Raw genomic sequence first — 26,341 nt, forward strand, 5'->3', positions numbered from 1 at the left:
CCCCGCTCCCGTCCGCCTTGACCCGGATCTTCACGTTGTAATCAACAACCCGCTTTACGGGCACGAGAATCTTCATTTCGATGTGCTCCCGATCTTTGGCCAAAACCAAAACCATGCCATTCGCGAATTTATAACTAACTAGTTACTTATTTACAAGCCCCGGCAGTCCCGGTATTGTCAATCGCTCATCAGGAGAACAGAAAATGCATGCGTCACCTGTCGCCACATGCACCCAAGGCAGGGTCAGATTAATCGAAATGACCGGAAGCCCGAGCCGTGGCAACCCGCTTTCCGCAGCCCTCGTGACGGCATTAATTGCTGAAATCAGAAGGGCGGAGCTGGATTCCGACATTTCAGCCATCGTTCTGACCGGCACCCTAACCCATTTTTCAGTGGGAGCCGATATCGGCGAATTCAACGAACTTTCTGGCATAGATGCCGTTCTTGGCAATTGGCTGGAAGATATCGACAACGTGGCCCGAACCGGCAAGCCCATTATCGCAGCTGTGCGCGGCTATGCCATGGGGGGCGGATTCGAACTCGCGCTATACTGCGATCTGATCTTTTGTGCGGATGACGCCAAATTTGGGCTGCCGGAAACCGGCATCGGCGTAATTGCCGGACAAGGCGGCACGCAAAGACTTGTTGGTCTGGCCGGACGCGCACTGGCCGCTGACATGATCCTGACTGGCCGAATTCTGAGCGGAGCCGAGGCCGTCGCCCACGGAATTGCGGCGCGCTGCTTGCCATCCGGCGACTTGCTGCCTGCAGCTATGGCCATGGCACAGGCCATAACCGAGCGAAGCGACCCGGCCATTCGCTTTGCCCGCGAGATCCTGCGCGAAGCAGCGGAGGGGCATCTGCGGCAATCCCTGCGAATCGAACGATTGCTTGCCTCGCTTATCCTCGATACGAGCGAGAGAAAGACAAGAACCGCGGCTTTTCTGAAAGCCAGGGAAACGCGCAAAAGAACTCAAGAGTCATCCTCTGGACCAAGTTCTGCAAGCTAAACACGCCTTGCAAGACGAAAACTCTCGCCTTCCAACACAATCACCCGATCATCAGGCTATGATAGAAATTCAAAATTCCAAAAGACAGATTCTGGCCGATCTCTTTCATGCGGCAGTTCATGCGGCCGATCCAACCGAGGCGATGCGGCGCCACCTGCCCCCTAGGCCGCGCGGCCGTGTCGTTGTCATCGCCGCTGGCAAGGCCGCCACCACCATGGCCGAGGCCTTCGAAAAACTCTGGGACGGCCCGTTCAACGGCATTGCAGTAGCACCGCATGGCCATAAGCTGCGAAGCTCCAAATTCCGGCTGCTGCATGCAGCTCACCCTGTGCCGGATGCGGCAGGGCTTGCCGCGACAGCTGCGCTTTTCCATGCCGTTGACGGCCTTTCGCCAGACGATCTGGTAATTGCCCTCATTTCGGGCGGGGCATCGGCCTTGCTGCCGGCCCCAATCAGCGGCCTGAACCTTGACGATGAAATTGCGGTAAACCGGGCCTTGCTAGCCTCCGGCGCGCCGATTTCTGCGATGAATCAGGTTCGGTGCGCCATTTCCAGAATCAAGAATGGCGGACTGGCCCATGCGGCCCGGCCAGCGCGCGTCGTCACGCTCATCGTATCGGATGTTCCGAAGGACGACCCGGCACTGGTTGGCTCCGGACCGACAATTCCCAGCCTTTCAACGCCGCATGATGCGCTCGCAATCATTCAAAACTATCGGATCGCCCTGCCTGTGAAAGTGATGGACTGCCTCGAATCACAATTAAACAATATAAAATCAGACCCGGATATCGCCGATAATCCGCATTTTGTTATTGCATCCGCGGCTCTGTCACTGGAAGCAGCTCGGAAAGCAGCTCTCGAGCGCGGCATTCAGGCCCATATTCTGTCAGATGCCATCGAAGGCGAAGCACGGGAAATCGGACGGATGCACGCGGCATTAGCCCGTGAAATAGAAATTCGCGAGCGACCATTCACAAAGCCGGTCATTCTGCTGTCCGGAGGCGAAACCACAGTCACCATCGGCGGCAACCAGTCCGGCCGCGGCGGACGCAACAGCGAATTTCTGTTGTCCTTCGCGATCGACATCGAGGACCATAAAAATATAACTGCTCTCGCCGCGGATACGGATGGTATAGACGGCTCGGAAACCAACGCTGGCGCCTTCGCAGATGGCTCAAGCATCAATCGGATGCGGCACGCCGGCGGAGATCCGCGCCAACTACTGGCCAGCCACGACGCCTATTCGGCCTTTGCGCTCATTGACGATCTGTTTATCACGGGACCGACCGGGACAAATGTCAACGATTTTAGGGCAATCCTGATTGAATGATCGCACCAAAGGAGCGCCGTCGTGACGTCCAACCCCTGACCGTGCTCTTTCCAACCCGACTTTGCGTGCCGACAATACGTCCAACCGGCTGCACGAAATTAAGGTCCGCTACCGAGCCGTGCTTAAAAGCGACTTCGGTTGATGGTTGCGACGCCGAAGCGCCTTGTTGTTGATTTTCGCTTCAGATTGATCAATTTTTCACTCTGCGCCGATCCGCTAAAACTTGGTTAAATTATTGAAAATTTAGAAATAAATTATGAAATATCGCGGATCAATACTGAATGGAAAAAGGGGTCAATCCGTAAAGGCAATCCAAAAGAGGTTCGCAAGCCTTTTGTCGGCACCACGATAAACGGCGCCTTCTATCAGCTCGGAATAAACAAGAGTGCCAATCTAAAGCGCGAGCTGGCACTCACACAGGTACTGCTTCAACAACCCAAACCGGTGACTGCGTGCGAATGACACGCCGCAACGCAAAGCCGGACTCAGCCAGGAGGCTGGCGAACTCGTCCTTGGTCCGCTCTCGCGCGCTCCCGAACATGGCCATCATTTGCGTGTCCACCAGATAGCCGGTTGGTTGACCCAGCGTTGGATCTGGATCAAGGATTTGATCGCCGATGAGCAGAACCGTATTCTGCGACATTGCCGCGCGGCAGGCCCGCAGGATGCGCAGGCAGTCGTCGTCAGGCCAATCGTGCAGCACGCGGATCAGCATGTAGATGTCCGCGCCGGAGGGAATAGTATCGAAGAAACTGCCGCCAACCACCTTGATGCGTTCGCCCATCAAGTCATCCGCCTGAACGGCGCGCACGACGTCTTCGCGGTCGAACAGCAGCCCGCGCGGAGCGGGGAAGCGCGAGAGAATGTGGCGCAGCGCCGCACCATTGCCGCCGCCGATGTCAGCAATTAAGTCTGCCCCCGAGAAGTCATACGCCGCAGCAAGTGCCGCGTGCCGGTTGTCGGGAAAATTAGCCATCATCGCATCAAAAACGCGCGCTTCCTCGGGATGCACGCGCAGATAGTCGAACCGGCTCACATTCCATGCAGCCATGTGGGGAACGTCGCCGGTCATAGCGACGTCCAGCATGCCCCAGGCAGCCCAAGATCCAGGAGCTGCCCAGAATCTTGCAGAATGGTGCATACTTTTCGGCGTGTCCGTTCGCAATAACCGGGAACGCGGCGTGTGACCGATGCTGCCGTCAGGCGCAACGCTAAAGACGCCGAAGGCCGCAAGCGCCCTAAGCACACGGATCAACGGCTGGGTTTGCGCATCACATTCCATCGCCAATGTTTCGATGGCCGCGCGGCCATCGGGCGGGATGCGATCTGCAACCCCGAGGTCAGCAACAAGGCGAAGCATGCGGGATACCTGAAATCCCCTCACAAGGAGATCAAGCGCAATCCTGTCGTCGTTAGCATCGCGGGATTCCGACATGGGTTATTTCTCCCTCCAAAAGCAGGGGTGTGGCGTCAGGCACCAGATCAAGATGCGACAAGCAATTTTCACAGCGGGACAATATAGGCACGCCTGACGCTTGTAAGGAAGCAAAAAGCCGAAGGAGAAGCGGCTCGGTTTGTCTGAACAGTTTTGCGTGATTTGCTATGCGGATTCCTGCCTCAGTTAGGCTACTGCCAGGATTGGCATCATTGCATTGAAGTAGGCCTCGTCAGGCGTATAGCGGTCAAGGCTCGAGTGCGGTCGGGTTGCGTTATAGAAGTGGTCGATATAACGCTCGAGCAAAGCTTTGGCTTCGGGCACGCTGGCATAAGCTGCAGGTAGCCCCCTCGTATTTGTCCGTTCGCCAGAGCCGCTCGACAAAGACTGTTAAATTTCGCTTCAGATTGACCCATTTCTCACTCCGCGCTGATCCGTTTTTACTTAATCAAATCACTGAAATTTATCGAAAATTTCTCGATAACGCGGACCGCCACTAGATAGAAAAATGGTTCAATACGAGCAGGAAAATAACGGATAAAGGAAAAACAGATTCCAGCCCCTGCCCCAGCTTGACTAGGCGCAAACTGACGGGCGTGATAAGCCTCAGCCATGCTGCAAACTTTTATTCTTGCCCTCGACTGGTTCGGACTTTGCGTGTTTTCGGTCACGGGCGCACTGGTCGCCTCGCGCAAGCGCATGGATATCGTCGGCTTTGCATTGCTTGGAAGCGTGACAGGAATAGGCGGCGGAACGATCCGGGATGTTCTGCTCGGGGTGCAGCCCATATTCTGGATCAGACAACCGGCCTATATATTAACCTGCGTGGCGGTTGCGAGTATCACGTTTTTCTTCGCCCATATCCCGCAGTCGAGATACCGATATCTGTTGTGGTTCGATGCAGTCGGCCTCGCGCTGTTCGCGGTAACCGGAGCGGGCGATGCACTCGCACATGGCGCCGCACCATCGATAGCCATTGCGATGGGTGTCGCCACGGCGACATTCGGCGGCATCATCCGGGATATTCTCGGCGGGGAAAGCCCTGTCATCCTCAGTCAGGAAATATATATCACCGCGGCTTTGATCGGCGCGACGACATTCGTGGCTTTATCCTATCTGGGCGTGTCGCAGGATCTCGCAGTTGGCTTCGGGTTTATTTGCGGCTTTGCGCTGCGCGCAGCCGCTCTGTATTGGGGACTGAGTTTGCCGCGATACCGCCCAAGATTGGGACGCGATCAAGGGTGAAACCTGCAATGAGTTCGCTGATTAAGCGTTTCAAAACAACAACGCTCCGGCTGACCCCTGCCCGCTGAGTTGAGTTTAATATCCAAAATGACAATCCCCGCTCCGGATTGATCCATTATTCTCTCGGTGGGCAGATCTATTTTGACTCATCAAATAATTGAAATATAGAGATATATTTGGATTTAACCGGCTCGCCAAAAATCAAAAAAGTGGGTCGATCCGACAAAGAAATCCACACAGGCACCCTTGCGCGCATCGCAGGCAGCTGCGTTATGAACCTTTCCGACACAAAACCTTTATTAAATATGTGTACTTACATTTACACATGTGAGGTGGTTATGCGCAAATAATTTTGCAAAAACGCCTCTTTTGATATCAAATAGCGCTTATTTTATGATTAAAATGCAAAAATTGTCATCGTTATAAAAAATTGTCGACAATTTGGCTTGTCGGCGCACGATTTTTCTGTCAGCTTTGCCCTGATAGCGCCGCTTCCGGCATATCGGTTCGGAGTTTTGGTCATGAACACCTCTTCTTCCTCTCCCACGGTTGGCCTGGGCAATCCAACCGAATTGCAATCATCCGACAACCCAGATTTTGCTCCTCTTACCCGCGGACAGGTCGGCTATACCGCCTTCGTCGCATTGCTCGCCTGGACCTTCGCCGTTTACGATCTGATTACTTTTGGCAATCTGCTTCCCGTTATCCAGAGTGCCTTCGGCTGGTCGAATTCGACCGCCTCTTATGTTGCAACACTTGTCGGGCTCGGTTCGCTCGTCGTAGCGCTTGCGGTTGGCCCGATGATCGATCTTCTCGGACGACGTTTTGCCTTGATGGTCACAACCGGCGGCGCAGCCATCTGCTCTGGTTTGTCTGCTCTCGCTATCGGCCCGGTCTCGCTTGTCATCATCCGCGCACTGTCAGGTTTTGGCATGTCCGAGCAAGCGGTCAACTCGGCCTACTTGAACGAGGTATTCGGCGCCAAGGGAAAAGGCCTTCTTTACGGAATGGTACAGGCCGGCTGGCCGCTTGGTGTCATGCTGTCATCTGGTTTGGCCGCTCTGCTGCTGCCTACCCTGGGCTGGCGCGGCGTTTTTCTGGTGGCCGCCTTGCCGCTCGTGATCATGCTCTTCCTTCGTCTGGGCTTGAAGGAGTCACCTTATTTCCTGAAACTGAAGCATTTGCGCAGCCTAAAAGCATCCGGTCGCATCACGGAAGCAGAGACGCTGTCCCGCAAGTGGCAAATCGATGCCAGGGAGCACACCTCGAAAAACACCTACGCGCCCCTGTTCTCTCCGGAGCTGCGCAAGCATTCCATTGCGCTTGGGGCGACGTTCTTTTTCAAAATAATTGCAGATTCACAGCTCACGGTTCTGGCGACATCCGTCCTTGCGCAGGTTAAAGGCATCGAACTGACCAGCGCGTTGTGGACGATCTTTATAGGAAACGGAGTCGCTGTTCTCGGATATCTCATCTTTGGCGGAATGGGCGACAAGATAGGACGTCGAGAAGCGGTAATCGTCGCGCAAATTCTCGCGGCCGCAGCAACGTTGTTCTTGCTCTTCGTCGCCGAAGGCTTTTGGCCGGTGGTAATCGGCTATTCGATGGTGCTTTTCTTTGCGCAAGGCGCAGCTGCACCCTTCTTCGCCTATGTCGGAGAATCCTACCCCACCCGCATGCGTGGATCCGGCACGGCTTACATCAATGTTGCCGGGCCGGTCGGCGGCATCTTCGGCCCGCTGATCTACGGCTCGCTGCAAAGCGCGGGCGCTTCTCCCGTCATCGCGGCAACCTCTGGCGCAGTTGCCGCGCTCGTTGCGGCCGGATGCCTGCTCGGCGCACGTTCAATCAAGCCGGGACAAAATCTGGCAGCGATATCGCATTGAACGAATGCCGTTCTTCCTCCGTTCAATGTCGAAACTACCCTGTCGGTCTCGGATCGACAGGGCCTTTTCTGGGCAATCTGTTCTGATTGGTGGTCAAATGTTTCTTCATCAGTTCCCGCGCCGCCTCGACATCGCCCGCGGCAATAAAGTCGATGAGCCGTCCGTGCTCTTCGATGGCGCAGGAGGAGCCAACATGGTCATACAACAGCACAGCAAGCGACGTACGAACCGCCAGAATTCGTACAAATTCCTCCAGCGCGCGGTTTTCGCTCAGCGAGGCCAGCAGCGTATGAAACTCCGTAAGGAGGCGGATCAGGGATCCGCGGTCACCCGCACGCTCAGCCAGTTCCTGCTGCTCGACATGCCGCCGCAACAAACGAACATCGTGAGTTGTGCAATGGCGACAGACGTCCTCGACTATTTCGCCCTCGATCAACCGCCGCGCCGCATAAGCCTGCTCGACTTCGGTCATGGACGGATTATTGACGAAAGCGCCGCGATTGTGCTGCAAGACAACCAGACCGCTCGGCGCAAGCTTCTGAAGAGCCGATCTGACAGCCGCTCGCCCCGTGCCCAGCATCGTACTCAGACTACTTTCGCTGAGCTTCTGTCCGGGGCGGAAATGCCCATCCGTTATGAGGTTTGCAATGGCATCGGCGATGTGATCGTTTGTCACGCCACGCTGCAAGATGGGCGCCGTCAGGGCCTCTCCGTCACCGCTCTTCATAAGCGGGCGGCCGCCTTGCCGCGAAGGACGAAGGGCCGGTTCTCCCGCTCGTCGCAAAACCTTGAGAATCGTATCAGTCGAAAGGTCGACGCCCTGACTGATGAGTTCAGCCTTGATCTTGTGAATGCCCAGCTTTTGTCTGCGCCGCATGTCCAGTATCAGCGCTTCTTCGCGATCAAAAACCTTACGATTGGGAGAAGTGACCGGCCTTCGGCTCGGTTCCTCCAGACCCGCCTCTCCCTGTTCATTATACCGCTTGAGCCACTTGCGAAAAGTGGGCTGCGAAATGCCAAATGTCGCACATATCCGACTGGCGCTGCCGCTCATCTCGTAAGCTTTCATCCATGCGAGACGGTCCACCTTACTCATTGCTCGAGTCCTTTAATTGTGTGTACTGACTACAATCAGATACAGAGCGCGTCAACTGAGACGTTTCCTCATCCGCACGTCCGAAGAATTCCGCGCCAGCTCAAATTCGCTGGCCCGGTTGCTTCGTTTTCAGTCACCTCTTCAAAATCCCTGCATTATTGGGCCAAGATTGTGAGAACTCATGACTAATATTTCTTCCACCAGAGATTTCATCGGCTATGGCAAAACGCCGCCTGATCCGCGTTGGCCAAACAAGGCACGCGTCGCCGTCTCTTTCGTAGTCAATATTGAGGAAGGCGCGGAATCGTCCATAACAGACGGCGACCCAAAAAACGAAGGTGTCTATGAAGCCGTCGACGAGATCCAGCACTTGCCGGATTCCTGTCAGGATACGCATTACGAGTATGGCACCCGCGTGGGCTACTGGCGCATAACTGACGTTCTGGGTCAGTTTGATGCGCCGGCAACACTCAGCGCTTGCGGTCGCGCGATCGAGCGCTCGCCTTGGATTGCACGCGATGCTGTAGAACGCGGTCATGAGATTTCATGCCACGGTTGGCGTTGGGAGCGACATGTAGGCATGGAGGAACATACCGAACGCTCCATCATCTCCCGCACGGTTGAGGCTATCCATCAGGCTGCAGGCGTCAGGCCAGTCGGATGGCATACGCGGTCAGCGCCTTCCGTGAACACGCGGCGTCTGCTGATGGAGCACGGCGGCTTTCTCTATGATAGCGACGCCTACAACGACGACTTGCCCTACTTTGCAGCAAATAGCGGGCGGTCGCATGTTGTTTTGCCGTATTGCTTCGATACAAACGACATGCATTTTCACCAGAAAGGCGGACAACGCTTCGTCAGCGCCTCGGACTTTGCCGATTATGTCATAGCCGCATTTGATCGGCTTTGGCGCGAAGGCGCGCACCATCCCCGCATGATGTCGGTTGGATTGCATTTGCGCATGATAGGACGCGCGGCACGTATCGGCGGCCTGGAGACAGTTTTGAGTCACATCCGTCAGAAAGGCGGCGCGTGGATCGCGCGGCGCGACGCAATCGCCAGGCACTGGATTGATACTTTTGGTGAAAAGCCATGAAGAGGATATTGCTGATCAATCCAAATACTTCAAAGGCGGTGACAGATAAAGTCATATGCGTCGCCCTGCGCCATTTGCCCCCCGGCTATGCGCTCGCAGCGGCGACAGCCTCATTCGGCTTTCCTGTGATCGCAAGCCGCGTTTCCTTTGCCCTGGCCGCCTGTGCAACCTTGGAAGCTTATTCCGAAAAGCCCGACTGTGATGCCGTTATAATAGGCTGCTTCGGTGATCCGGGACTGGAAGCCCTCCGCGAACTTGCGCCGGTTCCTGTTATTGGTTTTGCCGACGCCGCCATACAAAAGGCGCTGGCGCGGAACAAGCCATTTGCCATACTCACAATCGGCAGGCCATGGGTATCCATGCTGGAAGAACGCGTTGCCCTGACGCGATCTTCTCACCTGTTCAAAGGCGTTTTTGCGCTGGATGGGACCGGCCTCAGCATGCTTAAGGATCGCGATGCAGTGCTCTCAGGCTTGAACGCGCTCGCTATTGATGCCGCGGAAAGTGGTGCCGAAAGCATTATTCTGGGCGGTGCCGTGCTGACAGACATAGCAAATGAACTGCCAAAAGGTATCCATTATATAGATTGCGTAGAAACAGCGATTGAAGCGGCGATCACGGCCGCAGATACGCCGCCTAAGTCCAGTTTCATGCAACCCGGCCGGGCAATTGGCCTATCCAGCAGTCTTGCAAAATATTTACAGGACCAATGTTCGGAACCCTGATTTATATATTTCGCACCTGACCTGAAAGGTACTGCGCGACAGCTATTCCGGCTTTATGGTCATTGTCCGCTGCAACTCCGCCGAGAAACAGGCTGCTGTCATCGCCTGACGGAAAACGCCGATAGCCGAGGTGCGATCAACAACACGGCTCCGGTTTCATCGCAAATTGCAAACAGCGCCACCCTCCCGGCCGGCTGGTTCGATGATAAAAATCTGACCGCCGGTGATTCACGCCCCGGTCCCGGAGCGCCGCGTCCGACGCGGACCAGAACAACCACACATGACCGCTAGACGTAATAAGATTAGCCTGTCCTGTTGATTTTCAACAAGCCGCCGCCGATACACCTGTTATCGAACAGTGAAATTGAGCGTGTCGCGCATGTCAAAATTTTTTCAGTTTTTAACGATCATGCAACGTCACCATGGCCTCCTTCACATGGATCACGGATCGCGCGATCAGTTGGACACGCTGGTACAAAGGGAAGAAGCCGGAAGCCTGACGTCCGCGGAAGACCTCATCCAAACCTCGACAATGTCTCGCGCCACCGTTTATCGCAAAATCAAAGAACTGACGGATGACGGCATCTTCAATCAAACATGGCAGGACCATCGGCTTGTTTACAGCGTCGGAGTCAATGTGAAGGATTTTTGCCTGGAATTCAGTCAGAAATTCACAAAGGCCTGACCTGTCCCGATCACCAGAACTTCCGTAGCGCCCTCAGCAGGTTCGGATGGCGCAGTTGCGTTCATCTTGGTTCGTCTCGAAGGCCTCGGTTGAAAAGCTATCCGATGCTCGCCGAGACTTTTGCAGGAATAGGACGTCAGCATTTATCATGTTTGATCGCCTATATTCCCTGTATGCGTTGAAAACTGTGCGATATATCCCTGCCCTGCCGGAAGGTTCGCCGATAGCCATCGCGAGGATGCTCCATTGATGCGCTCGCGACGGAATAAAACCCATGACCGAGCTCTTCCCGATATGCCAATCACTGCGCCCAAGCCAGATATCGTTCGCTTTTCTACCCCTTCGTCTCGATAGCTCTGCTTTCGCTGCCGTCTATTACTTCATAAAATCAATGATTTAAATTTTTCCGGATTTTCATGCCGGAAAAATGCTCAAACAATCGATCAACAAAGCACCTGTTTTGTCCTATCGCATGGCCAGCGCCGCAACATTGATAGATAATCTGCTACAGAGTAATGTTCATTCAGTGCGAGGCGATACAACACCGGCCTCATTCTGGCGCATCAGTCTGAAATAATTCATCCGGGAGTTCGAATATGTCGCCGAACCTTTCCTCTTTCCGCGCACTAGCCGTTGTCGCCCTGCTCGGATTCAGTTTGTCAGGCTGCGGCTACAACAGACTGCCAACCGACGAAGAAGCTGCCAAAGCCAAATGGTCTGAAGTCCAGAACCAATATCAGCGCCGCGCTGACCTGATCCCAAATCTTGTGGCCACCGTTCAAGGTTATGCCAAGCAGGAAAAGGACGTTCTCACGGGCGTAACCGAAGCCCGCGCCAAAGCTACGTCGATCAAAATTGACGCCTCGACCATCACCGACCCGGAAAAGCTGAAGCAGTTCGAGACCGCGCAGGCGCAACTCTCCGGCGCGCTTGGCCGGTTGCTTGCCGTTTCGGAAAACTATCCCGACCTGAAATCAAACCAGAATTTTCTCGCTCTGCAATCGCAGTTAGAGGGCACCGAGAACCGCATCGCCGTCGCCCGCAAGGATTATATCGAAGCCGTGCGGGTGTTTAATACCGATCTGCAAACCTTCCCGACCATCATTTGGGCCAAGACCGTTTTTTCGGATAAAAAGCCGCTGGCAACATTCACGGCGAGCGAAACGTCGCAGACGCCGCCGCAAGTAAAGTTTTAACCCCCGTGCGGCGGGAAAACACAGCAGCGCTTTACCCGGCGAAACATTTCGCCGCGATCTTGGCCATGATGTTTCTGTTGCTCTTACCTTTCACAAGTTTTGCAGCACCAACCAGCTATCCCGCCCTGACGGGCCGGGTTGTCGACGCCGCAAATCTGCTTTCGGCGTCCACAAAGCAGAATCTCGAAGCCAAGCTGAAGGACCTTGAAGATAAATCCCAGATACAACTTGTTGTCGCCACGGTAACATCACTCGGCGGGCAGGAAATAGAGCCCTATGCCAACACGCTGTTTCGTCAGTGGCAGCTTGGACAAAAGGGCAAGGACAATGGCGTTCTGCTGCTGGTGGCGCCCAGTGAGCACCGCGTTCGCATTGAAGTGGGCTATGGTCTGGAAGGCACGCTCACCGACGCCATTTCCAAGCTCATCATCGCCAATGCCATGACTCCAAAATTCAAGGCCGGAGACTTCAACGCCGGAATCAGTCGCGGTGTCGACGACATCATCACAGTCCTGACCTCGGATTCGGGCGCCTGGCAGGCCAAGCCTGATATTCGCGCTTCCGACAATCAATCGGCAATCGACGCGATCATGCCATTTCTGGTCTTTGGCTTTTTTGTTCTGATTTTCATCTCAATTCTGCGCGGCGGTATTTTGGGCCAGATCGCTCTCGCCATTCTGCTTTCGGGCGGGCGCAACAACCGCTCCTCCGGCAGCAGCGGCTTCGGAAGCGGCTTTTCGGGCGGCGGGTTTTCGGGGGGCGGCGGCTCGTCCGGCGGCGGCGGCGCTTCAGGGGGATGGTAATGCTCATCAGCCAGATCGACCAGACCCGGATATCGGATGCCATTCGCAGGGCTGAAGCCCGGACCAGCGCCGAGATTGTCTGCGTGCTGGCGCGGGAATCGTCTTCCTACAATTTTTTTCCGCTGTTCTGGGCGACATTCATCGCTTTGCTGGCACCCTGGCCACTTATCCACTTCACTTTGATTGCCGCCGACCGGATATTTCTCATCCAGATAGCGGCGTTTTTTGCTGCAATCCTATTGTTTTCGATCCCGCCAATCCGGACCGCGCTTGTACCGCTGCGACTGCGCCGTGCAGAGTCCCACCGGAAAGCGCTGGAGCAGTTCAGCCTGCACCGGTTGGTCAGCGCCAGGTCTCAGAATGGCGTGTTGATTTTCGTATCTCTGGCCGAGCGCTGGGCCAGAATCATCGTCGACGAAGAGATTTCGGAAAAGATACCGGCGGCACATTGGCAAACGGCTGTCGACGCATTGCTCGCGGGCAATCGCGCAGGCAACATTGGCGAGGGCTTTCTCAGCGCCATCGAAATTTGCGCGGGCGAACTGGCGCTTAAATTTCCGCCCGGCCCCACGCAAGCCAATCAATTGCCCAACAAGATTTATCTGATCTAACCTGCAGAAGGACAAAGCTGATTTGCCGCATTTGCCGGAGTCTGGATCAGCTTTATCGGACTCGTTTCGATCAGAAAGTTTGGGCAGCAAATGAGCTGTGATTTGAAGCAGAAAGGTCGAGATGCAAAACCATCTTTAAGTGATCAGTCTGTTCAGAATCATACATGACCTGAGCCGGTTCAGGGCACCGAAGCCCGCACGTCGCTCGTTCCTGTGCTTTGCTGAATGACTGGCCAAGGCTTAGCCATCCGTTCAAGCGCCGTGGCCCCCTGCTCCATCGCATATCGCAATATGAAGGGCATAACCGCCAAAATATTTGTGCTGAAGCACAGTCATGCCGCTATGTTTGGCCAGTTCCTCGGCAAAACCCGGCAGCTCCCGTCTGGGAACCACCGAAAACCATCCCAACCACCGATACAGTGCTGCCCTGAACCAGAACGGCAGAGCTTCCTGCTGGCCAAAATCCACAATGTGTGCAGCGCCGCCGCGGGCAAGATGAGACAGGCTCCGGGCCAATACGCTCTGCCATTCGGGAATCATCGACAGTGCATAAGAAATAAAAATCCGGTCAAACTTTTCCTGACCGAATAACGACAAAGGGTCAAAATCGGTCGCATCGGCTCTGGCAACCTGAATGCGGCCCTCCAGCCCGGAGGCAACAAGCGCGGATCTGGCAGTCGTCAGCATTTCTGCCGAAACGTCTATGCCGTAAAAGCTGGCCTCGGGATAAATTTGTGCCGCCTTGATCAGATTGCGGCCTGTTCCGCAGCCGATTTCGAGCACGCGCGCCCCGACGCGCGGCTGCAACGCGCCGATCATCCTGTCGCGCCCCAGAAGATAAGGCTTGCGCGTGAGGTCATAAATATATCGCTGGTAGCGATACATCCGGTCCATATGCGCGGCCGCCCCGTTGGCTTCGGCATAATCCCCGCTCATGCGGCATCCTTCAGGCAATAGAGATGGAAGCCGCCATAAATGGATGAACGATCCCGGGCGGTCATGGCGCGGCAGGCCGCTTCATCATAATCCCAACGGCCGAGAATTTCATCCGGCACGCGTCCGGGCAGCAGCGACGGCTCAGCCGCCGTCCGGAAGATGACGCGCGCGCCGGGCTTTGCCGTCCGGGTGATTTCACGCCACAGCGCCGTCAGTTCGGCATCATTCATCCAGTCCTGCGCATCCAGCAGCACGTAGCGGTCAAGGCTCGCATCACTGCGGCCCTGCAGATATTGCGTGAACGACTGGTGCAGAATCTCGATACGGTCGGCTCTGGCACGTATATCGGCAAAATTCTGGCGCTGGAGATAGGGCGGCAGCGAGGGCTCGGGCGTTCGCGCATAACCACGCCCGAAAGCCTGCGCGGCGAAATAATTATCGCGGATGTCGAAATCGCAGGCCAGACGCTTGAGACGCGCCTGCAAAACCTGCGTGATTCCGCCCGATGCCGAGCCTGCGAGAGCATAATATTGCGCCGGAGGAATGCCCAGTCCGAACAGCGAGGCCGGTTGCCGGACCAGCCAGCGCATGAAGGGCGTTTCAAATATCGGCGCAAGCTCCGCTTCGAATATCTGCCGCTGCTCATCCGGGTTGCTGGCGCGCATAAGCTTGCTTGGATCGCAGCCATGCAGGCGTCCGAGCCAATGCGACAAGCCGATGAAATGTCCCAGAAGGCCGTGAGCATACAGATTGCGGGCAAACAGGCCGATGCGACGGCGGCCGAAAATATTGCGCCCATCCCAGAACCGGCGCGCCTGCACATCGAGACGCGGCCGCAGCCAGCGCCTGTAGGCAGCGATATTTTGCCTGTCGGCGGCATTGGCAAAAAACCGGTGGAAGCTCTCGTAATCTGGTAGGAACCGCGCCGCCGCAATTTTCAGCTTGTTGAGTTCGACATGCGCGCCATTAAGGTCGACAGCCGTGATATGGCCGGGATCAGCCACGAGATAGCTCATCACGTTGCAGCCGCCGGACGCAATGGCAACGACATGCTGTCCCGGCTGGATCTGCATGGCCTCAAGATCTATGACCGGATCTTCCCAAATCTGCGGATAGACCAGACCGCGGAAAGCAAAAGTGAAGGCACGCTCAAGCACGCCGGCCTTCGACATTTTTTCGGCACGATGGACGGCATTGGAAAGATTTTTGCTGGTCTGGCGGCGCGACGTCGCAATCTGAGTCAATGAAAGCCCCTGTCATGATTCAAACAGATACAGGCATCCATTTATTGGATTTTACTGACAGAGATGTGACAAAGCCCTGATCGACCTCCAGGGATATTCAGCCGAAAAAATCAGCCATCAGGATTTCTGGCGGCTGGAAATGAACGATATGGCAACGAACAATACAATGGAAACAGCCAGCAGGATCGTCGCGGCGGCCATGATCGTGGGGTTGATCTGGTCGCGGATGCCGGCAAACATCTGAACAGGCAAGGTGCGCTGTTCCGCGCCTGTCATGAACAGAGCGATGACAACTTCGTCAAAGGACGTTGCAAAGGCAAATATTCCGCCGGAGATCACGCCGGGCGCGATCATCGGCAAGGTCACGCGGAAAAAGGTCGCAAGCGGCGGCGCGCCGAGGCTCAGTGCGGCGCGCGTGAGGTTGTTGTCATAGGTGGACAATGTCGCCGTCACAGTGATGACGACAAAAGGCGTTGCCAGCGCGGTATGCGCGAGCACCAGCCCCAGACGCGTATTGGTCAGGCCGAGTCCGCCGAAAAACAGATAGCTGCCCACGGCCACAATCACGACAGGCATGATCATCGGCGAGATCAGAATAGCCATGACAGACCGGCGATAGGGAAATTCCGGCCGGTTGAGCCCAAGCGCCGCCAATGTTCCGAGCACGCTCGCCAATATTGTGGTGAAAACGGCGGTTATGCAGCTGTTCATCAGCGCATGAATCCATCGGTCGTTGCCGAAGAAATCATAGTACCAGCGCAAGGAATATTTCGGCACCGGAAAGGTGAAGAACGGATCGTCCGAAAACGATAGCGGCACAACCACAAACAGCGGCGCGATCAGGAACAAAAGCACGAGAACAGCAAAGAGAACCACGATCAGCCGACCGAACTTTTCTGATCTTGTTGCGTAGGACGGAAGCCACATCTGCATCACCCCAGTTTGATCCGGTCCGCGCCCGAAAGGCGCAGGAACAGGCCGTAAATTCCCAAAGTGGCAACAAGAAGCACCACACCCAGCGCCGATGCCTGCCCCCAGTTGAGATCGCGATTGATATAGGTCGCAATGAAATTCGAAATCATCTGATCGGCCGGGCCGCCAAGCAAAGCCGGCGTAATGTAATAGCCAAGCGACAGAATGAACGTCATCAGGCAGCCTGCCGTCACGCCCGGTACTGTCTGCGGGGCATAGACCCGCCAGAAGGCGCTCAGGGCCGGCGCGCCAAGCGACCTTGCCGCGCGCAGTTGCGTTGCCGGAATGGCGCGCATGACCGAATAGATCGGCAGAATGGTGAACGGCAACTGGATATGCACCATGGCCGTGACCGTGCCGATGCGGGTGAAAATGAGCTGCAGCCGGTGCGACGTCAGGCCGAGGTAAAGCAGGGCGTCATTAATGATGCCGTTTGTCTGCAGCAGCACGACCCATGCTGTCGTACGCACGAGCAGGGATGTCCAGAGCGGCAGCAACACCAGCAGCATGAGCACCCGTGCGATATTTGCCGGCGCAATGGTGAGCAGATAAGCGACCGGATAGCCCAGAATCAGGGTACCCAATGTCACGATGCCTGCAATCAGCAACGTGCGGGCCAGCACGCCGAGAAAAATGGCCTGATCGGCATCGACGCGCGCCAGATATCCGTTCGCCTTGGTTTGCAGGTCCACGGCGGTCAGAAGATAATAGCCAGTCAGAGAGCCGCTGTTGCGGCGGATGACGGCCCACAGATCAGGATTGCCCCACTCCGGGTCCGCCGCCAGAAACTTGTCCCGGAACGGGCCTGTATCCAGATGCGAGACCATGCGGGCCGCCGAAACCATACGGCTGCGCATGCCCGGAATTTCATAATTGAGGCGCTTGCCGACGCCCGCAGCCGTATGCGCCTCTGCGGCAATCTTCAGATCACCGGCAAGAGCGGCGAATACCTCTTCACCCGGAGTGCCGGTTCCGTCCCAATGCGAGAGCGCCTGCACTGTAGCGGGGAGCACTTCGCGGGTTTCCGGATTGCGCACGGACGTGACCAACAGTGCGCCGATCGGAATGAAAAAGGTCAGCAACAGAAAGCCGAGCAAAGGCAATGTGAGCGAGAATGCGGCTCGGCGCTGAGGCCGGACGGAGGCGCGCGCTGCCAGAAACAGCGAGACTTTATCGGGAATGGCGTTGTCTATGGTCATGGCGCTATCAACCTGCAATCAGTGGCCTGACAGGACAGGCGTATCTCCTGCCCGACGACAAGCTGGTGCGCGCCCTTCGGAGAAACCTTCGCAATCAGATCCTTCATTCCAAGGACCGATACCGAAAGGCGGATGTGATCGCCGAGAAAGAAAACCTCATTAAGGCGCCCCGCAAAACTGTTCTCGCCCGGCGCGACCGACTGCGGCGCCAGCGCAAAACTTTCCGGCCGGATCGACAGAAGCCGGTCCTCGCCCACCGCGCAAGACGCCGCCTTCATTCCGGCCAGTTCGGTGCCATCCTGCGTCACCACCATGGCCTGCGCCCCGCTCTCGCGCACGATGCGGCAAGGGACGATGTTGTTTTCGCCGATGAAGCTGGCGACGAAATGATTTTCAGGCGCGTTGTACAGGGTCTTCGGATCGGCAAGCTGCTGGATCTTGCCATCGTTGAAAACGGCGATCCGGTCCGACATCGTCAGCGCCTCGGACTGGTCATGCGTCACATAGACCATGGTGATGCCGAGCGATTGTTGCAGGTGCTTGATCTCGATCTGCATGTGCTCGCGCAGCTGCTTGTCCAGCGCACCCAACGGCTCGTCCATGAGAACCAGAGTCGGCTCGAAAACAAGCGCGCGCGCCAGCGCCACGCGCTGCTGCTGGCCGCCCGACAATTGCGCGGGCTTGCGCGCGCCAAACGCTCCGAGCTGAACCCGTTCCAGCGCCTGCTTCACCCGCTGGGCCGCGTCGGCGCCCCTGATATTGCGGTATCGCAGCGGGAAAGCCACGTTCTCGGCCACGCTCATATGCGGAAACAGCGCATAATTCTGGAACACGAACCCGATATTGCGCTTTTCCGGCGGCAGCCGCTCGACGGATCTGCCCTCGAGCAGAATATGCCCCTGAGTGGGCTGCTCAAAGCCGCCCAGCATCATCAGAGTTGTGGTCTTGCCGGAGCCGGACGGCCCCAGCATGGTCAGAAACTCGCCACGCCTGACCGAGAGATTAAGATTTTTGACGACGAGATTCAGACCGTCATAAGTCTTCTTGACGCCCTCAAACCGCACAAAGCCCTCTTCGGGAGAGGAGCCCGGCGAAGATCCGGGCTCAAAAGCATCGCCGGCCGGGTGCTTAAGTAAATTTGTCTGGCGCGACATGGAACAACCTCCCTTTATCTCTCTGACCAGGCGTGGCGCGGTCAATTATTCCGAAATCCAGGTGGTGAAACGTTTGCGGATTTCATCGCCCTTGTCGCTCCAGAAGCCGTTATCCAGTGTCAGTGCGACCTTCATATTGTCCGGGCTTGTCGGCAGCTGCGCGGCAATATCAGCCGGGACAAACTGCGCCGCAGTCTTGCGGACCGGGCCATAGGGAATGTATTTGGTTAGGCCGGCAAGAATTTTCGGCTCCACCGCGAAATTGATGAAATCCATCGAGGCTCCGACATTCTTGGCACCTTTCGGAATGGCCCAGAAGTTCGAGTCGAGAATTTCGCTGTCCCAGACGATCTTGAACTGCTTGCCTTCCTTGTTGGCATTGGCGATGCGCCCATTCCAGGCTGTCGTCATCACCACTTCGCCAGATGCGAGCAATTCGGGCGCCTGAGCACCAGCTTCCCACCAGACAATGTCCTTTTTAATGGTGTCGAGCTTCTTGAAGGCGCGGTCGACACCCTCCTTCGTCGAAAGCACTTTATAGACGTCCGCCGGGGCCACACCATCCGCCATCAAGGCAAATTCGAGATTGGTGGCCGGATTCTTCCACAATCCGCGCTTGCCGGGGAATTTCTTCGTATCGAACAAGTCCTTTATGGTTTGCGGCCCCTGCTTCAGCTTGGCCCCGTCAAAGGCCACGGTGGTTGCATAGACGATGGTGCCGACGCCGCAATCGGACGTGGTGCCGGAAATCCATTCCGATTTATCGCCGATCTTGGACCAGTCGATCTTTTCGTAAATGCCCTCATCGCAGCCCTGCATCAGCGTCGGCGCATCGACGTCAACCACATCGATCGTGGTGTTGCCTGCCTCGATCATCGCCTTGATCTTGGCGATTTCGCCGCCATATTCCTGCTCGACAATTTTCACGCCCTTGGCGGCGGTATAGGGCAGGAACACCGCATTATGCTGCGCCGACTGATAGGCGCCGCCAAAACTCATGATCGACAATTCCTTCGTCTGCGCATCGGCGCTGGCGGCGGCCAGTGCGACCGCGCCCAAAGCGATACCTGCAAGCAATGAAGTCCTGAGCATCCTAAAATCCCCTCTGCTGTGCGGCATAAACCCGCAATCCGGGCCAAAGCATTGATATTCTTGCTGGAAGGCGGTTTTGCCGGCCAATGCTCCCTACCCACAACCTGAAGGCTAGACAAAAGAATCACACCCTTGAAATTAATTTTGGCAATGGATTGATAAGGTAGACCAATGCCTCAAGGAATCGACGAAATAATACGCAAATTCAGGCGTAATATTCAGTCATCGTGCTGACCATTTGAACAGATGATGACTTGATTACGATTTCTAATTTCCGTTGCACCGACTGTGCTGCCACTCTTTGCCATGAATTCCGGGCGATCCAGCTGTCCGGAAACCTCAGCCAAACTACGGAGCAGCTTCCATGAATGCAATGACAGGGAATGCGCAGGATCTCCTGCGCGTACAGAAGATGCACAACGGCGAGAAAGTCACGCCGACATTCAGCGCCGCCGAAATGACCCGCCGTCAAACGGGGTTGCGAGCCCAGCTCGAAGCCATGAAGCTCGACGCGGCGCTGCTCACATCCTACCACAATATCTGCTATTACTCAGACTTCCTCTATTGCTATTTCGGGCGGCGCTACGCCTTCATCGTCACGCAGCAGAAGGCCATTTCCGTATCCGCCGGCATTGACGCCGGCCAGCCCTACCGCAGAACATTCGGCGATAATATCACCTACACCGATTGGCGCAGGGACAATTATTTCTTCGCCTTGCAGCAGGAACTGAAGGGTTGCAAGCGGATCGGCATTGAGTTCGATCATATCAATCTGGATACGCTCCGCCTGCTGGAGGCAGCCTTCCCGGATGTTGAATTCGTCGACATTGGCCAGGCCACAATGTGGATGCGCACAATCAAGTCGGATGAGGAAATCGCACTGATCAAGGCTGGCGCCCATACGGCAGATCTGGGCGGCGCGGCCATTGCCGCGGCACTGCGCGAAAACGTGCCGGAGCACGAGGTTGCATTGGCCGGAACGCAGGCGATGGTGCGTCATATAGCCAAGACCTTCCCCCATGCCGAACTGATGGACACATGGGTCTGGTTCCAGTCCGGCATCAACACCGACGGCGCGCATAATCCCGTTACGTCGCGCAAGGTGCAGAAGGGCGACATTCTCTCCCTCAACTGCTTCCCCATGATCGCGGGCTATTATACGGCGCTGGAACGCACGCTCTTTCTCGATCACGCCAGCGATGCTCATCTCAAAATCTGGGAAGCCAATTGCAAGGTTCACCGCCGCGGCCTTGAACTGATCCGCCCCGGTGCACGCTGCTGCGATATCGCGACCGAACTGAACGAGATCTATCGTCAGGAAACTCACCAGAACCACAGCCTCCTGCGGTTCCGCTCCTTCGGCTATGGCCATTCGTTCGGCGTGCTGAGCCATTATTATGGCCGCGAAGCGGGCGTCGAACTGCGCGAGGATATCGAAACGGTGCTGCGTCCGGGCATGGTTGTCTCGATGGAGCCGATGGTCTCGATTCCTGAAGGCATGCCGGGTGCGGGCGGCTATCGCGAGCATGACATTCTCGTCATCGGCGAAAATGGCGCCGAAAACATCACCAAATTTCCCTTCGGCCCGGAACATAACATCATCAGGGCCTGAGATACGTGACCAAATTTCTCGGACTTTCGCTCATGAATCCGCCCCCCGGCAAGTCTGTCTTGCCTGGAGGCGGCTCCCGTGGTCTCATCGGCAGCAGCAGCGGCAAGAACCACGTCAGCGTCATGAGAAACATTCCGGCAGATCTTCTGCGCACCTATATCACCATTGTCGACCTGCGCGGCTACACCCGCGCGGGCGACCGGCTCGGTCGTTCGCAACCTGCGATCAGCCTGCAGATGAAGCGATTGCAAGAACTGGTCAACGTCCAGCTTTTCGACAAGGAAAGCGGCGACGGACAACTCACCGAAGCCGGAGAGATCGTTGCCGGTTATGCCCGGCGGATTCTGGCCCTGAACGACGAGATGATGCTCAAGCTTGCGCGGCGCGATATGCGCGGCAAAATCCGCATCGGTATTCCCAATGACTATGCGGACCATTTCCTGCCCAGTCTGGTTGACCGCTTTGCGCATGAATACCGCGATGTGACCTTTGATGTCGTGTGCGATGTCTCGCAGAACCTGCTCAAAGACCTGCGCACCGGCCATTATGATCTGGTTGTCGCCATGACGCCCGAAAGCCCGGCCGAAGGCGCCTTCATGAGCTGGCGCGAGCCGCTGACCTGGGTCGGCGGGCCGGCAAATGCGGTATCGAAATCCGACGAACCCATGCGCATCGTCTGCTATCCGGAGGGCTGCCTGTACCGGCGCAACATGCTCTCAGCCCTGCAACGCGAGGGCAGAGCCTTCGACATTGTCTATACAAGCCCAAGTCTGGCGGGAATCGAAGCTGCTGTCACCCGCGGCTTTGGCGTGACTGTGCTGGCCAAGCGAATCGCCTCTGAAAAATTGCGGCCTATCCCTCCGGATTACGATCTTCCCGCCCTGTCGGACGTCGTGGTCGGCATTTATCTGGCCGAGGGCACCCGCGCGACGGGCGCGCAATCGCTGGCGGCGCAGTTTGCGGATGCATTCTCCAAGCCGAATCTGGACAAATCGCGCCAGTTGCCCGCCGAATCCGAGACGGAAACCTGAGAGACCCAAAGCGGCCATCGCCCCCATGACGTGGCGGGATCGAGCCAGAAGGATATTTAAGAAAGTCATGGTCTCGTTTCTCGCCTTTCTGTCCGCCTATATTCTCAGCCAGTTCTATCGCTCCTTTCTGGCCGTAATCGCGCCGGACATATCGCACCAGCTTGGCTTGTCGCCGCAGGATCTTGGCAATATGCAGGCCTGCTGGATCGCAGGCTTCGTGCTGATGCAATTTCCCGTCGGCTGGGCGCTGGACACGCTGGGCGCCAGAAAATCCGTACCCGCAACCATGATCTTCGCCGTAGCGGGCGGCGCCTTGTTTGCGCGCGCCCAGTCGCCGCTGGCGCTGGATATGGCCATGGCGCTGATCGGCATCGGCTGCAGCGCGATCTACATGGGCGCTATCTACGTCTTTGGCCGTACCACTCACGCCGATCGTTTTGCCCTGCTCTGTTCGGGGCTGCTTGGGCTGGGTTCAGCCGGAAACCTGCTCGCAGCGACGCCGCTCAGTTTCCTGTCGGCCACGATAGGCTGGCGCGCGTCCATGATGCTCATGGCCGGAATTACCGCAATCGCCGCGCTCGCTCTGGCGGTACTTATCCGGGACGCCGAGACGACGCATCAGCACCGGCCGATCAATTTCTTGCGCGGCATCGCCGCAATCCTGTCCATTCGCGCGCTCTGGCCGCTGATTCCCATCACCGCCGTCAGCTATTCGGTTGTTCTGGCCGAACGCGGACTCTGGGCGGGGCCCTATTTCGCCGATGTCTATAAACTCAACAATATCGAACGCGGCAACGCCATTCTTCTGATGGCCGTCGCCATGTCGGTCGGCGCGCTGGGCTATGGCCTTCTGGACCGCATCATACGCTCGCACAAACTCATCGTCATGCTTGGAAGCGGCATGACCGCCGGCTGCTTTCTGCTGCTGGGCCTGCCCGGCCTGTCGCTCACCTCCGCAGTTCTTGCCCTCGGCATAATGGGCGCGTCCGGCATGACTTATGGCGTTCTCATGGCGCATGGACGCGCCTTCTTTCCCGATCAGTTGCTCGGACGCGGCATCACTTTCATGAATGTGCTGTTCATTGGCGGCGCGGGCATACTTCAGCCCATATCGGGCGCTTACATGGGCCTGATCGGAACATCGACGCCGGCCTCGGCCTACCAGCATCTGCATATTGCCTTCGGGCTGTTGCTGCTGGCGGCGCTGATCCTCTATCTCCCGGCGCGGCAAAGGCCTGCAAGCACGCTAACCGGCTGAGCCCGCCCCGCGACAATCCCGGACCGCCAAAGATAGCTGCAACCGGCCTCAGCATTCAGGCAGGTTGACGGCCAGACCACCCGTGGATGTTTCCTTATATTTGCTGCTCATGTCGGCGCCGGTCTGCCGCATTGTCTCGATGCAGGAGTCGAGCGGCACGATATGACACCCATCCCCCCTCAGCGCCAGCGACGCCGCCGTCACCGCCTTGATCGCGCCAAGCCCGTTCCGCTCGATGCACGGCACCTGAACAAGCCCTCTTATCGGATCACATGTAAGGCCGAGATGATGTTCAAGCGCAATTTCCGCTGCATTCTCGATCTGCTGGTTGCTTCCGCCAAGAGCGGCGCAAAGCCCGGCCGCAGCCATGGCGGCAGCCGAGCCCACCTCGCCCTGGCAGCCAACCTCCGCGCCTGAAATCGAGGCATTGGTCTTGATAATGCCGCCGATAGCGGCAGCGGCAAGCAGAAAATTACGGATGCCGTCTCTGTCAGCGCCGCGGCAATGATCTCGGTAATATCGCAGCACGGCTGGCACGACACCCGCCGCGCCATTGGTTGGCGCCGTGACGATACGCCCGCCTGCGGCATTCTCCTCGTTGACCGCCATTGCATAGACGTGCAGCCAATCGGTCGCTGCATGCGGCTGTAAATTATTACTGCCGCGCTCGGCCAGCATCGCCTGATAAAGCGCATGCGCCCGGCGCCGCACATTCAAACCGCCGGGCAATATGCCCTGCGCGGCAAGTCCGCGCCCGATACACTCATCCATGACCGACCAGATATGATCCAGCTTCTGGTCAAGCGCCGCATGGCTCATGCGGACGGTTTCATTGGCGCGCTTCATAGCGGCAATGCCGAGCCCCGCCGCTTCCCCCATCGCCAGCATTTCGGCGGCGCTGGTGAATGGATAGGGGCAGGTCAGCGGACTATCGGCCTGCCCTGCTTCCTTCTCCCGCATTTGCTGCTCGGTCAGGACAAAACCGCCGCCAATCGAATAATAGGTTTCGCAGAACAGTACCTTGCCATCTGCATCGGACAGCCGCATCACCATACCATTGGCATGCAATGCAAGCGGCGGACCATAATCGAAGTCAATGTCTGCATCCGGGTCGAAAGTCAGATGTCCGACGCCCGCCACCAATATCTGCCTGGACACGCGCAAGGCGGCCTCGCGCTGGAGCGCCTCTTCCGGGTCGAGTGTGTCGGGCACGAAACCGAGGAGTCCGAGAATAACGGCGCGGTCGGTGCCATGTCCTTTGCCTGTGAAAGCAAGACTGCCGTGCAGGGTCGCTGAAATACGCGCAGCGCCCGCCTCCAAACCCTGCCCGACGTGATCTTTGATCGCGTCCAGAAAGCGGGCGGCGGCCAGCATCGGCCCCATCGTATGCGAGCTTGACGGGCCAACGCCGATCTTGAAGATCTCAAAGACGCTGAGAAACATCGCGCCATCAATCCTGATAGATGGGGTGGCGCGCGCACAACCGGCGCACTTCGGCAAGAACCGTGGCCTCGACCGAGCCATCCCCCTCAGGGCCGCGGGCGCGCAAAGCCTCGACAACATCGAGAACCATCTCGCCAATGCGGATAAACTCCGCCTCGCCGAAACCGCGCGTCGTGCCGGCAGACGTGCCCAGACGAATGCCGGACGTAACGAACGGCTTTTCTGGATCAAAGGGAATAGCGTTCTTGTTGCAGGTGAGGCCTGCGCGCTCCAGCGCGCGCTCGGCATCGCGCCCGGTCACGCGCTTGGGACGCAGGTCGACCAGCACCATGTGGCAGTCGGTGCCACCTGAAACAATATCAAGTCCGCCATCCTGTAATGATTTGGTCAGAACTCTGGCATTGGCGATCACCCGGCCCGCATAATCGCGGAAAGAGGGTGCCAGCGCCTCGCTGAACGCAACAGCCTTGGCCGCGATCACATGCATCAGCGGCCCGCCCTGATTGCCCGGAAACACCGCCGAATTCAGCTTTTTGGCCAGCGCTTCGTCGTTGGTCAGGATCAACCCGCCGCGCGGACCGCGCAAGGTCTTATGCGTGGTCGAGGTCACCACATGCGCATGCGGGACAGGGTTGGGATAATGTCCCGCTGCAACGAGCCCGGCATAATGCGCCATATCCACCATGAGATAAGCGCCAACCTCGTCCGAAATCTGGCGGAAGGCGGCGAAATCGATCACACGCGGATAGGCGGATGCCCCGGCGATAATCAGTTTGGGCCGGGTTTCGAGCGCCCGCGCCCGCAGCGCATCGTAGTCGATCAACTGGTCGCCTTTGCGCACCTCATAATCGACAACATCGAACCATTTGCCCGACATGGTCACCGGAGATCCATGCGTCAGGTGCCCGCCATGCGCGAGCGACATGCCCATAATCCGGTCGCCCGGCTGTAACAGCGCCAGAAACACGGCCTGATTGGCCTGCGCGCCCGAATGGGGCTGCACATTGGCAAAGTCGGCGCCAAACAGCTGCCTGACGCGCGCGATGGCCAGAGCCTCGACTTCATCGACAAATTCACAGCCGCCGTAATAGCGCTTGCCGGGATAGCCTTCGGCATATTTGTTGGTCAGCACCGAGCCCTGCGCCAGCAGCACATCGCGCGAGACAATATTTTCCGAGGCGATCAGTTCGATCTGGTGTTGCTGCCGGTCCAGCTCGCGCGCAATGGCGGCGGCAATGGGCGCATCAGAGATGCCCGTGTTCCGTGATTTATCCAGCATTGT

General features: G+C 57.1%; 23 protein-coding genes and 2 pseudogenes. 13 read left to right on the forward strand and 12 right to left on the reverse strand.

Features of this window, described 5'->3' with window-relative positions:
- Positions 1 to 76, reverse strand: a pseudogene (locus AC0N03_RS06040) (electron transfer flavoprotein subunit beta/FixA family protein); the annotation flags it as partial.
- A gap of 127 nt (positions 77 to 203) precedes the next feature.
- Between AC0N03_RS06040 and AC0N03_RS06045 the strand changes: the two are divergent.
- Both AC0N03_RS06045 and AC0N03_RS06050 read left to right on the forward strand, forming a co-directional pair.
- A complete protein-coding gene (locus tag AC0N03_RS06045) occupies positions 204 to 1,010 on the forward strand; it encodes an enoyl-CoA hydratase/isomerase family protein (protein ID WP_474287717.1) in 807 nt (268 codons plus the stop codon).
- Positions 1,011 to 1,068: 58 nt separating this feature from the next.
- Positions 1,069 to 2,340 carry a glycerate kinase type-2 family protein gene (locus AC0N03_RS06050; RefSeq protein ID WP_474287718.1) on the forward strand — a complete coding sequence of 424 codons (1,272 nt, stop codon included), beginning with the start codon at positions 1,069 to 1,071 and terminating at the stop codon, positions 2,338 to 2,340.
- A 412-nt stretch (positions 2,341 to 2,752) separates the two neighbouring features.
- Here AC0N03_RS06050 and AC0N03_RS06055 read toward each other — a convergent pair whose 3' ends face one another.
- A complete protein-coding gene (locus tag AC0N03_RS06055) occupies positions 2,753 to 3,775 on the reverse strand; it encodes a methyltransferase (protein WP_474287719.1) in 1,023 nt (340 codons plus the stop codon).
- Between the two features lie 186 nt (positions 3,776 to 3,961).
- A pseudogene (locus tag AC0N03_RS06060) lies at positions 3,962 to 4,163 on the reverse strand (integrase core domain-containing protein); the annotation flags it as partial.
- 224 nt (positions 4,164 to 4,387) lie between these two features.
- Here AC0N03_RS06060 and AC0N03_RS06065 point away from each other — a divergent pair.
- Together AC0N03_RS06065 and AC0N03_RS06070 are read left to right on the forward strand one after the other, a co-directional pair.
- Positions 4,388 to 5,020, forward strand: coding sequence for a trimeric intracellular cation channel family protein (locus AC0N03_RS06065; protein ID WP_474287720.1), 633 nt, complete (start codon positions 4,388 to 4,390; stop codon positions 5,018 to 5,020).
- Positions 5,021 to 5,466: 446 nt separating this feature from the next.
- Positions 5,467 to 6,906: an MFS transporter gene (locus AC0N03_RS06070; protein ID WP_474287721.1), complete on the forward strand. Its 1,440-nt coding sequence runs from the start codon at positions 5,467 to 5,469 to the stop codon at positions 6,904 to 6,906.
- Positions 6,907 to 6,940: 34 nt separating this feature from the next.
- Here the strand turns inward: AC0N03_RS06070 and AC0N03_RS06075 are convergent, their stop codons facing one another.
- Positions 6,941 to 8,002, reverse strand: a complete 1,062-nt coding sequence (locus tag AC0N03_RS06075; protein WP_474287722.1) for an FCD domain-containing protein — start codon at positions 8,000 to 8,002, stop codon at positions 6,941 to 6,943.
- Between the two features lie 181 nt (positions 8,003 to 8,183).
- Between AC0N03_RS06075 and AC0N03_RS06080 the strand changes: the two genes are divergently transcribed.
- The 6 genes from AC0N03_RS06080 to AC0N03_RS06105 all read left to right on the forward strand — a co-directional run bounded on the left by AC0N03_RS06080 (position 8,184) and on the right by AC0N03_RS06105 (position 13,118).
- Positions 8,184 to 9,098, forward strand: a complete 915-nt coding sequence (locus AC0N03_RS06080; protein WP_474287723.1) for a polysaccharide deacetylase family protein — start codon at positions 8,184 to 8,186, stop codon at positions 9,096 to 9,098.
- Positions 9,095 to 9,823: an aspartate/glutamate racemase family protein gene (locus AC0N03_RS06085; RefSeq protein ID WP_474287724.1), complete on the forward strand. Its 729-nt coding sequence runs from the start codon at positions 9,095 to 9,097 to the stop codon at positions 9,821 to 9,823. Before AC0N03_RS06080 ends, AC0N03_RS06085 begins: the two co-directional genes overlap by 4 nt.
- A 379-nt stretch (positions 9,824 to 10,202) precedes the next feature.
- Entirely contained in the window at positions 10,203 to 10,508 is a 306-nt protein-coding gene (locus AC0N03_RS06090; RefSeq protein ID WP_474287725.1) for a hypothetical protein, read from the forward strand.
- A 596-nt stretch (positions 10,509 to 11,104) separates the two neighbouring features.
- The gene (locus AC0N03_RS06095) at positions 11,105 to 11,704 is read left to right on the forward strand and encodes a LemA family protein (RefSeq protein ID WP_474287726.1); all 600 of its coding nucleotides are present in this window, start codon (positions 11,105 to 11,107) and stop codon (positions 11,702 to 11,704) included.
- Positions 11,705 to 11,769: 65 nt separating this feature from the next.
- Positions 11,770 to 12,507: a TPM domain-containing protein gene (locus AC0N03_RS06100; protein ID WP_474287727.1), complete on the forward strand. Its 738-nt coding sequence runs from the start codon at positions 11,770 to 11,772 to the stop codon at positions 12,505 to 12,507.
- A complete protein-coding gene (locus AC0N03_RS06105; RefSeq protein WP_474287728.1) occupies positions 12,507 to 13,118 on the forward strand; it encodes a TPM domain-containing protein in 612 nt (203 codons plus the stop codon). The genes AC0N03_RS06100 and AC0N03_RS06105 overlap by 1 nt, the downstream gene beginning before the upstream one ends.
- Before the next feature lie 252 nt (positions 13,119 to 13,370).
- On the opposite strand, the gene AC0N03_RS06110 is transcribed toward AC0N03_RS06105, so the two are convergent.
- From AC0N03_RS06110 to AC0N03_RS06135, 6 genes are all read right to left on the reverse strand, one after another.
- Positions 13,371 to 14,054, reverse strand: coding sequence for a class I SAM-dependent methyltransferase (locus tag AC0N03_RS06110; protein ID WP_474287729.1), 684 nt, complete (start codon positions 14,052 to 14,054; stop codon positions 13,371 to 13,373).
- Positions 14,051 to 15,298, reverse strand: a complete 1,248-nt coding sequence (locus AC0N03_RS06115) for a BtaA family protein (protein WP_474287730.1) — start codon at positions 15,296 to 15,298, stop codon at positions 14,051 to 14,053. The genes AC0N03_RS06110 and AC0N03_RS06115 overlap by 4 nt, the downstream gene beginning before the upstream one ends.
- Before the next feature lie 117 nt (positions 15,299 to 15,415).
- On the reverse strand, positions 15,416 to 16,225 hold the full coding sequence (locus AC0N03_RS06120) for an ABC transporter permease (RefSeq protein ID WP_474288103.1): 810 nt from the start codon (positions 16,223 to 16,225) through the stop codon (positions 15,416 to 15,418).
- Positions 16,226 to 16,230: 5 nt separating this feature from the next.
- Positions 16,231 to 17,469, reverse strand: a complete 1,239-nt coding sequence (locus tag AC0N03_RS06125) for an ABC transporter permease (RefSeq protein WP_474287731.1) — start codon at positions 17,467 to 17,469, stop codon at positions 16,231 to 16,233.
- Positions 17,466 to 18,623: an ABC transporter ATP-binding protein gene (locus tag AC0N03_RS06130; protein WP_474287732.1), complete on the reverse strand. Its 1,158-nt coding sequence runs from the start codon at positions 18,621 to 18,623 to the stop codon at positions 17,466 to 17,468. Before AC0N03_RS06130 ends, AC0N03_RS06125 begins: the two co-directional genes overlap by 4 nt.
- Positions 18,624 to 18,668: 45 nt before the next feature.
- Entirely contained in the window at positions 18,669 to 19,715 is a 1,047-nt protein-coding gene (locus tag AC0N03_RS06135) for an ABC transporter substrate-binding protein (RefSeq protein ID WP_474287733.1), read from the reverse strand.
- A 364-nt stretch (positions 19,716 to 20,079) separates the two neighbouring features.
- On the opposite strand from AC0N03_RS06135, the gene AC0N03_RS06140 reads away from it, so the two are divergent.
- The 3 genes from AC0N03_RS06140 to AC0N03_RS06150 all read left to right on the forward strand — a co-directional run bounded on the left by AC0N03_RS06140 (position 20,080) and on the right by AC0N03_RS06150 (position 23,616).
- On the forward strand, positions 20,080 to 21,327 hold the full coding sequence (locus tag AC0N03_RS06140) for a M24 family metallopeptidase (protein WP_474287734.1): 1,248 nt from the start codon (positions 20,080 to 20,082) through the stop codon (positions 21,325 to 21,327).
- A gap of 5 nt (positions 21,328 to 21,332) precedes the next feature.
- Positions 21,333 to 22,358, forward strand: a complete 1,026-nt coding sequence (locus AC0N03_RS06145) for a LysR substrate-binding domain-containing protein (protein ID WP_474287735.1) — start codon at positions 21,333 to 21,335, stop codon at positions 22,356 to 22,358.
- 67 nt (positions 22,359 to 22,425) lie between these two features.
- Positions 22,426 to 23,616 (forward strand): MFS transporter, encoded by a 1,191-nt coding sequence (locus tag AC0N03_RS06150; RefSeq protein ID WP_474287736.1) that lies wholly within the window; start codon positions 22,426 to 22,428, stop codon positions 23,614 to 23,616.
- A gap of 48 nt (positions 23,617 to 23,664) precedes the next feature.
- Here AC0N03_RS06150 and AC0N03_RS06155 read toward each other — a convergent pair whose 3' ends face one another.
- Positions 23,665 to 25,059, reverse strand: a complete 1,395-nt coding sequence (locus AC0N03_RS06155; RefSeq protein WP_474287737.1) for an L-serine ammonia-lyase — start codon at positions 25,057 to 25,059, stop codon at positions 23,665 to 23,667.
- A 7-nt stretch (positions 25,060 to 25,066) separates the two neighbouring features.
- A complete protein-coding gene (gene glyA / locus AC0N03_RS06160) occupies positions 25,067 to 26,338 on the reverse strand; it encodes a serine hydroxymethyltransferase (protein ID WP_474287738.1) in 1,272 nt (423 codons plus the stop codon).
- Positions 26,339 to 26,341 lie beyond the last annotated feature (3 nt).

The sequence above is a fragment of the Methylocystis sp. sgz306128 genome, from assembly GCF_056032725.1.

What these genes read in the sequence shown, in the direction of transcription:
- AC0N03_RS06085 (WP_474287724.1), top strand. Translation starts at nt 9,095, where the DNA reads ATGAAGAGGATATTGCTGATCAATCCAAATACTTCAAAGGCGGTGACA.
- AC0N03_RS06135 (WP_474287733.1), bottom strand. Translation starts at nt 19,715, where the DNA reads ATGCTCAGGACTTCATTGCTTGCAGGTATCGCTTTGGGCGCGGTCGCA.
- AC0N03_RS06120 (WP_474288103.1), bottom strand. Translation starts at nt 16,225, where the DNA reads ATGTGGCTTCCGTCCTACGCAACAAGATCAGAAAAGTTCGGTCGGCTG.
- glyA (WP_474287738.1), bottom strand. Translation starts at nt 26,338, where the DNA reads ATGCTGGATAAATCACGGAACACGGGCATCTCTGATGCGCCCATTGCC.
- AC0N03_RS06125 (WP_474287731.1), bottom strand. Translation starts at nt 17,469, where the DNA reads ATGACCATAGACAACGCCATTCCCGATAAAGTCTCGCTGTTTCTGGCA.
- AC0N03_RS06055 (WP_474287719.1), bottom strand. Translation starts at nt 3,775, where the DNA reads ATGTCGGAATCCCGCGATGCTAACGACGACAGGATTGCGCTTGATCTC.
- AC0N03_RS06155 (WP_474287737.1), bottom strand. Translation starts at nt 25,059, where the DNA reads ATGTTTCTCAGCGTCTTTGAGATCTTCAAGATCGGCGTTGGCCCGTCA.
- AC0N03_RS06045 (WP_474287717.1), top strand. Translation starts at nt 204, where the DNA reads ATGCATGCGTCACCTGTCGCCACATGCACCCAAGGCAGGGTCAGATTA.
- AC0N03_RS06075 (WP_474287722.1), bottom strand. Translation starts at nt 8,002, where the DNA reads ATGAGTAAGGTGGACCGTCTCGCATGGATGAAAGCTTACGAGATGAGC.
- AC0N03_RS06095 (WP_474287726.1), top strand. Translation starts at nt 11,105, where the DNA reads ATGTCGCCGAACCTTTCCTCTTTCCGCGCACTAGCCGTTGTCGCCCTG.
- AC0N03_RS06100 (WP_474287727.1), top strand. Translation starts at nt 11,770, where the DNA reads ATGATGTTTCTGTTGCTCTTACCTTTCACAAGTTTTGCAGCACCAACC.
- AC0N03_RS06150 (WP_474287736.1), top strand. Translation starts at nt 22,426, where the DNA reads ATGGTCTCGTTTCTCGCCTTTCTGTCCGCCTATATTCTCAGCCAGTTC.
- AC0N03_RS06080 (WP_474287723.1), top strand. Translation starts at nt 8,184, where the DNA reads ATGACTAATATTTCTTCCACCAGAGATTTCATCGGCTATGGCAAAACG.
- AC0N03_RS06140 (WP_474287734.1), top strand. Translation starts at nt 20,080, where the DNA reads ATGAATGCAATGACAGGGAATGCGCAGGATCTCCTGCGCGTACAGAAG.
- AC0N03_RS06130 (WP_474287732.1), bottom strand. Translation starts at nt 18,623, where the DNA reads ATGTCGCGCCAGACAAATTTACTTAAGCACCCGGCCGGCGATGCTTTT.
- AC0N03_RS06050 (WP_474287718.1), top strand. Translation starts at nt 1,069, where the DNA reads ATGATAGAAATTCAAAATTCCAAAAGACAGATTCTGGCCGATCTCTTT.
- AC0N03_RS06105 (WP_474287728.1), top strand. Translation starts at nt 12,507, where the DNA reads ATGCTCATCAGCCAGATCGACCAGACCCGGATATCGGATGCCATTCGC.
- AC0N03_RS06110 (WP_474287729.1), bottom strand. Translation starts at nt 14,054, where the DNA reads ATGAGCGGGGATTATGCCGAAGCCAACGGGGCGGCCGCGCATATGGAC.
- AC0N03_RS06090 (WP_474287725.1), top strand. Translation starts at nt 10,203, where the DNA reads ATGTCAAAATTTTTTCAGTTTTTAACGATCATGCAACGTCACCATGGC.
- AC0N03_RS06065 (WP_474287720.1), top strand. Translation starts at nt 4,388, where the DNA reads ATGCTGCAAACTTTTATTCTTGCCCTCGACTGGTTCGGACTTTGCGTG.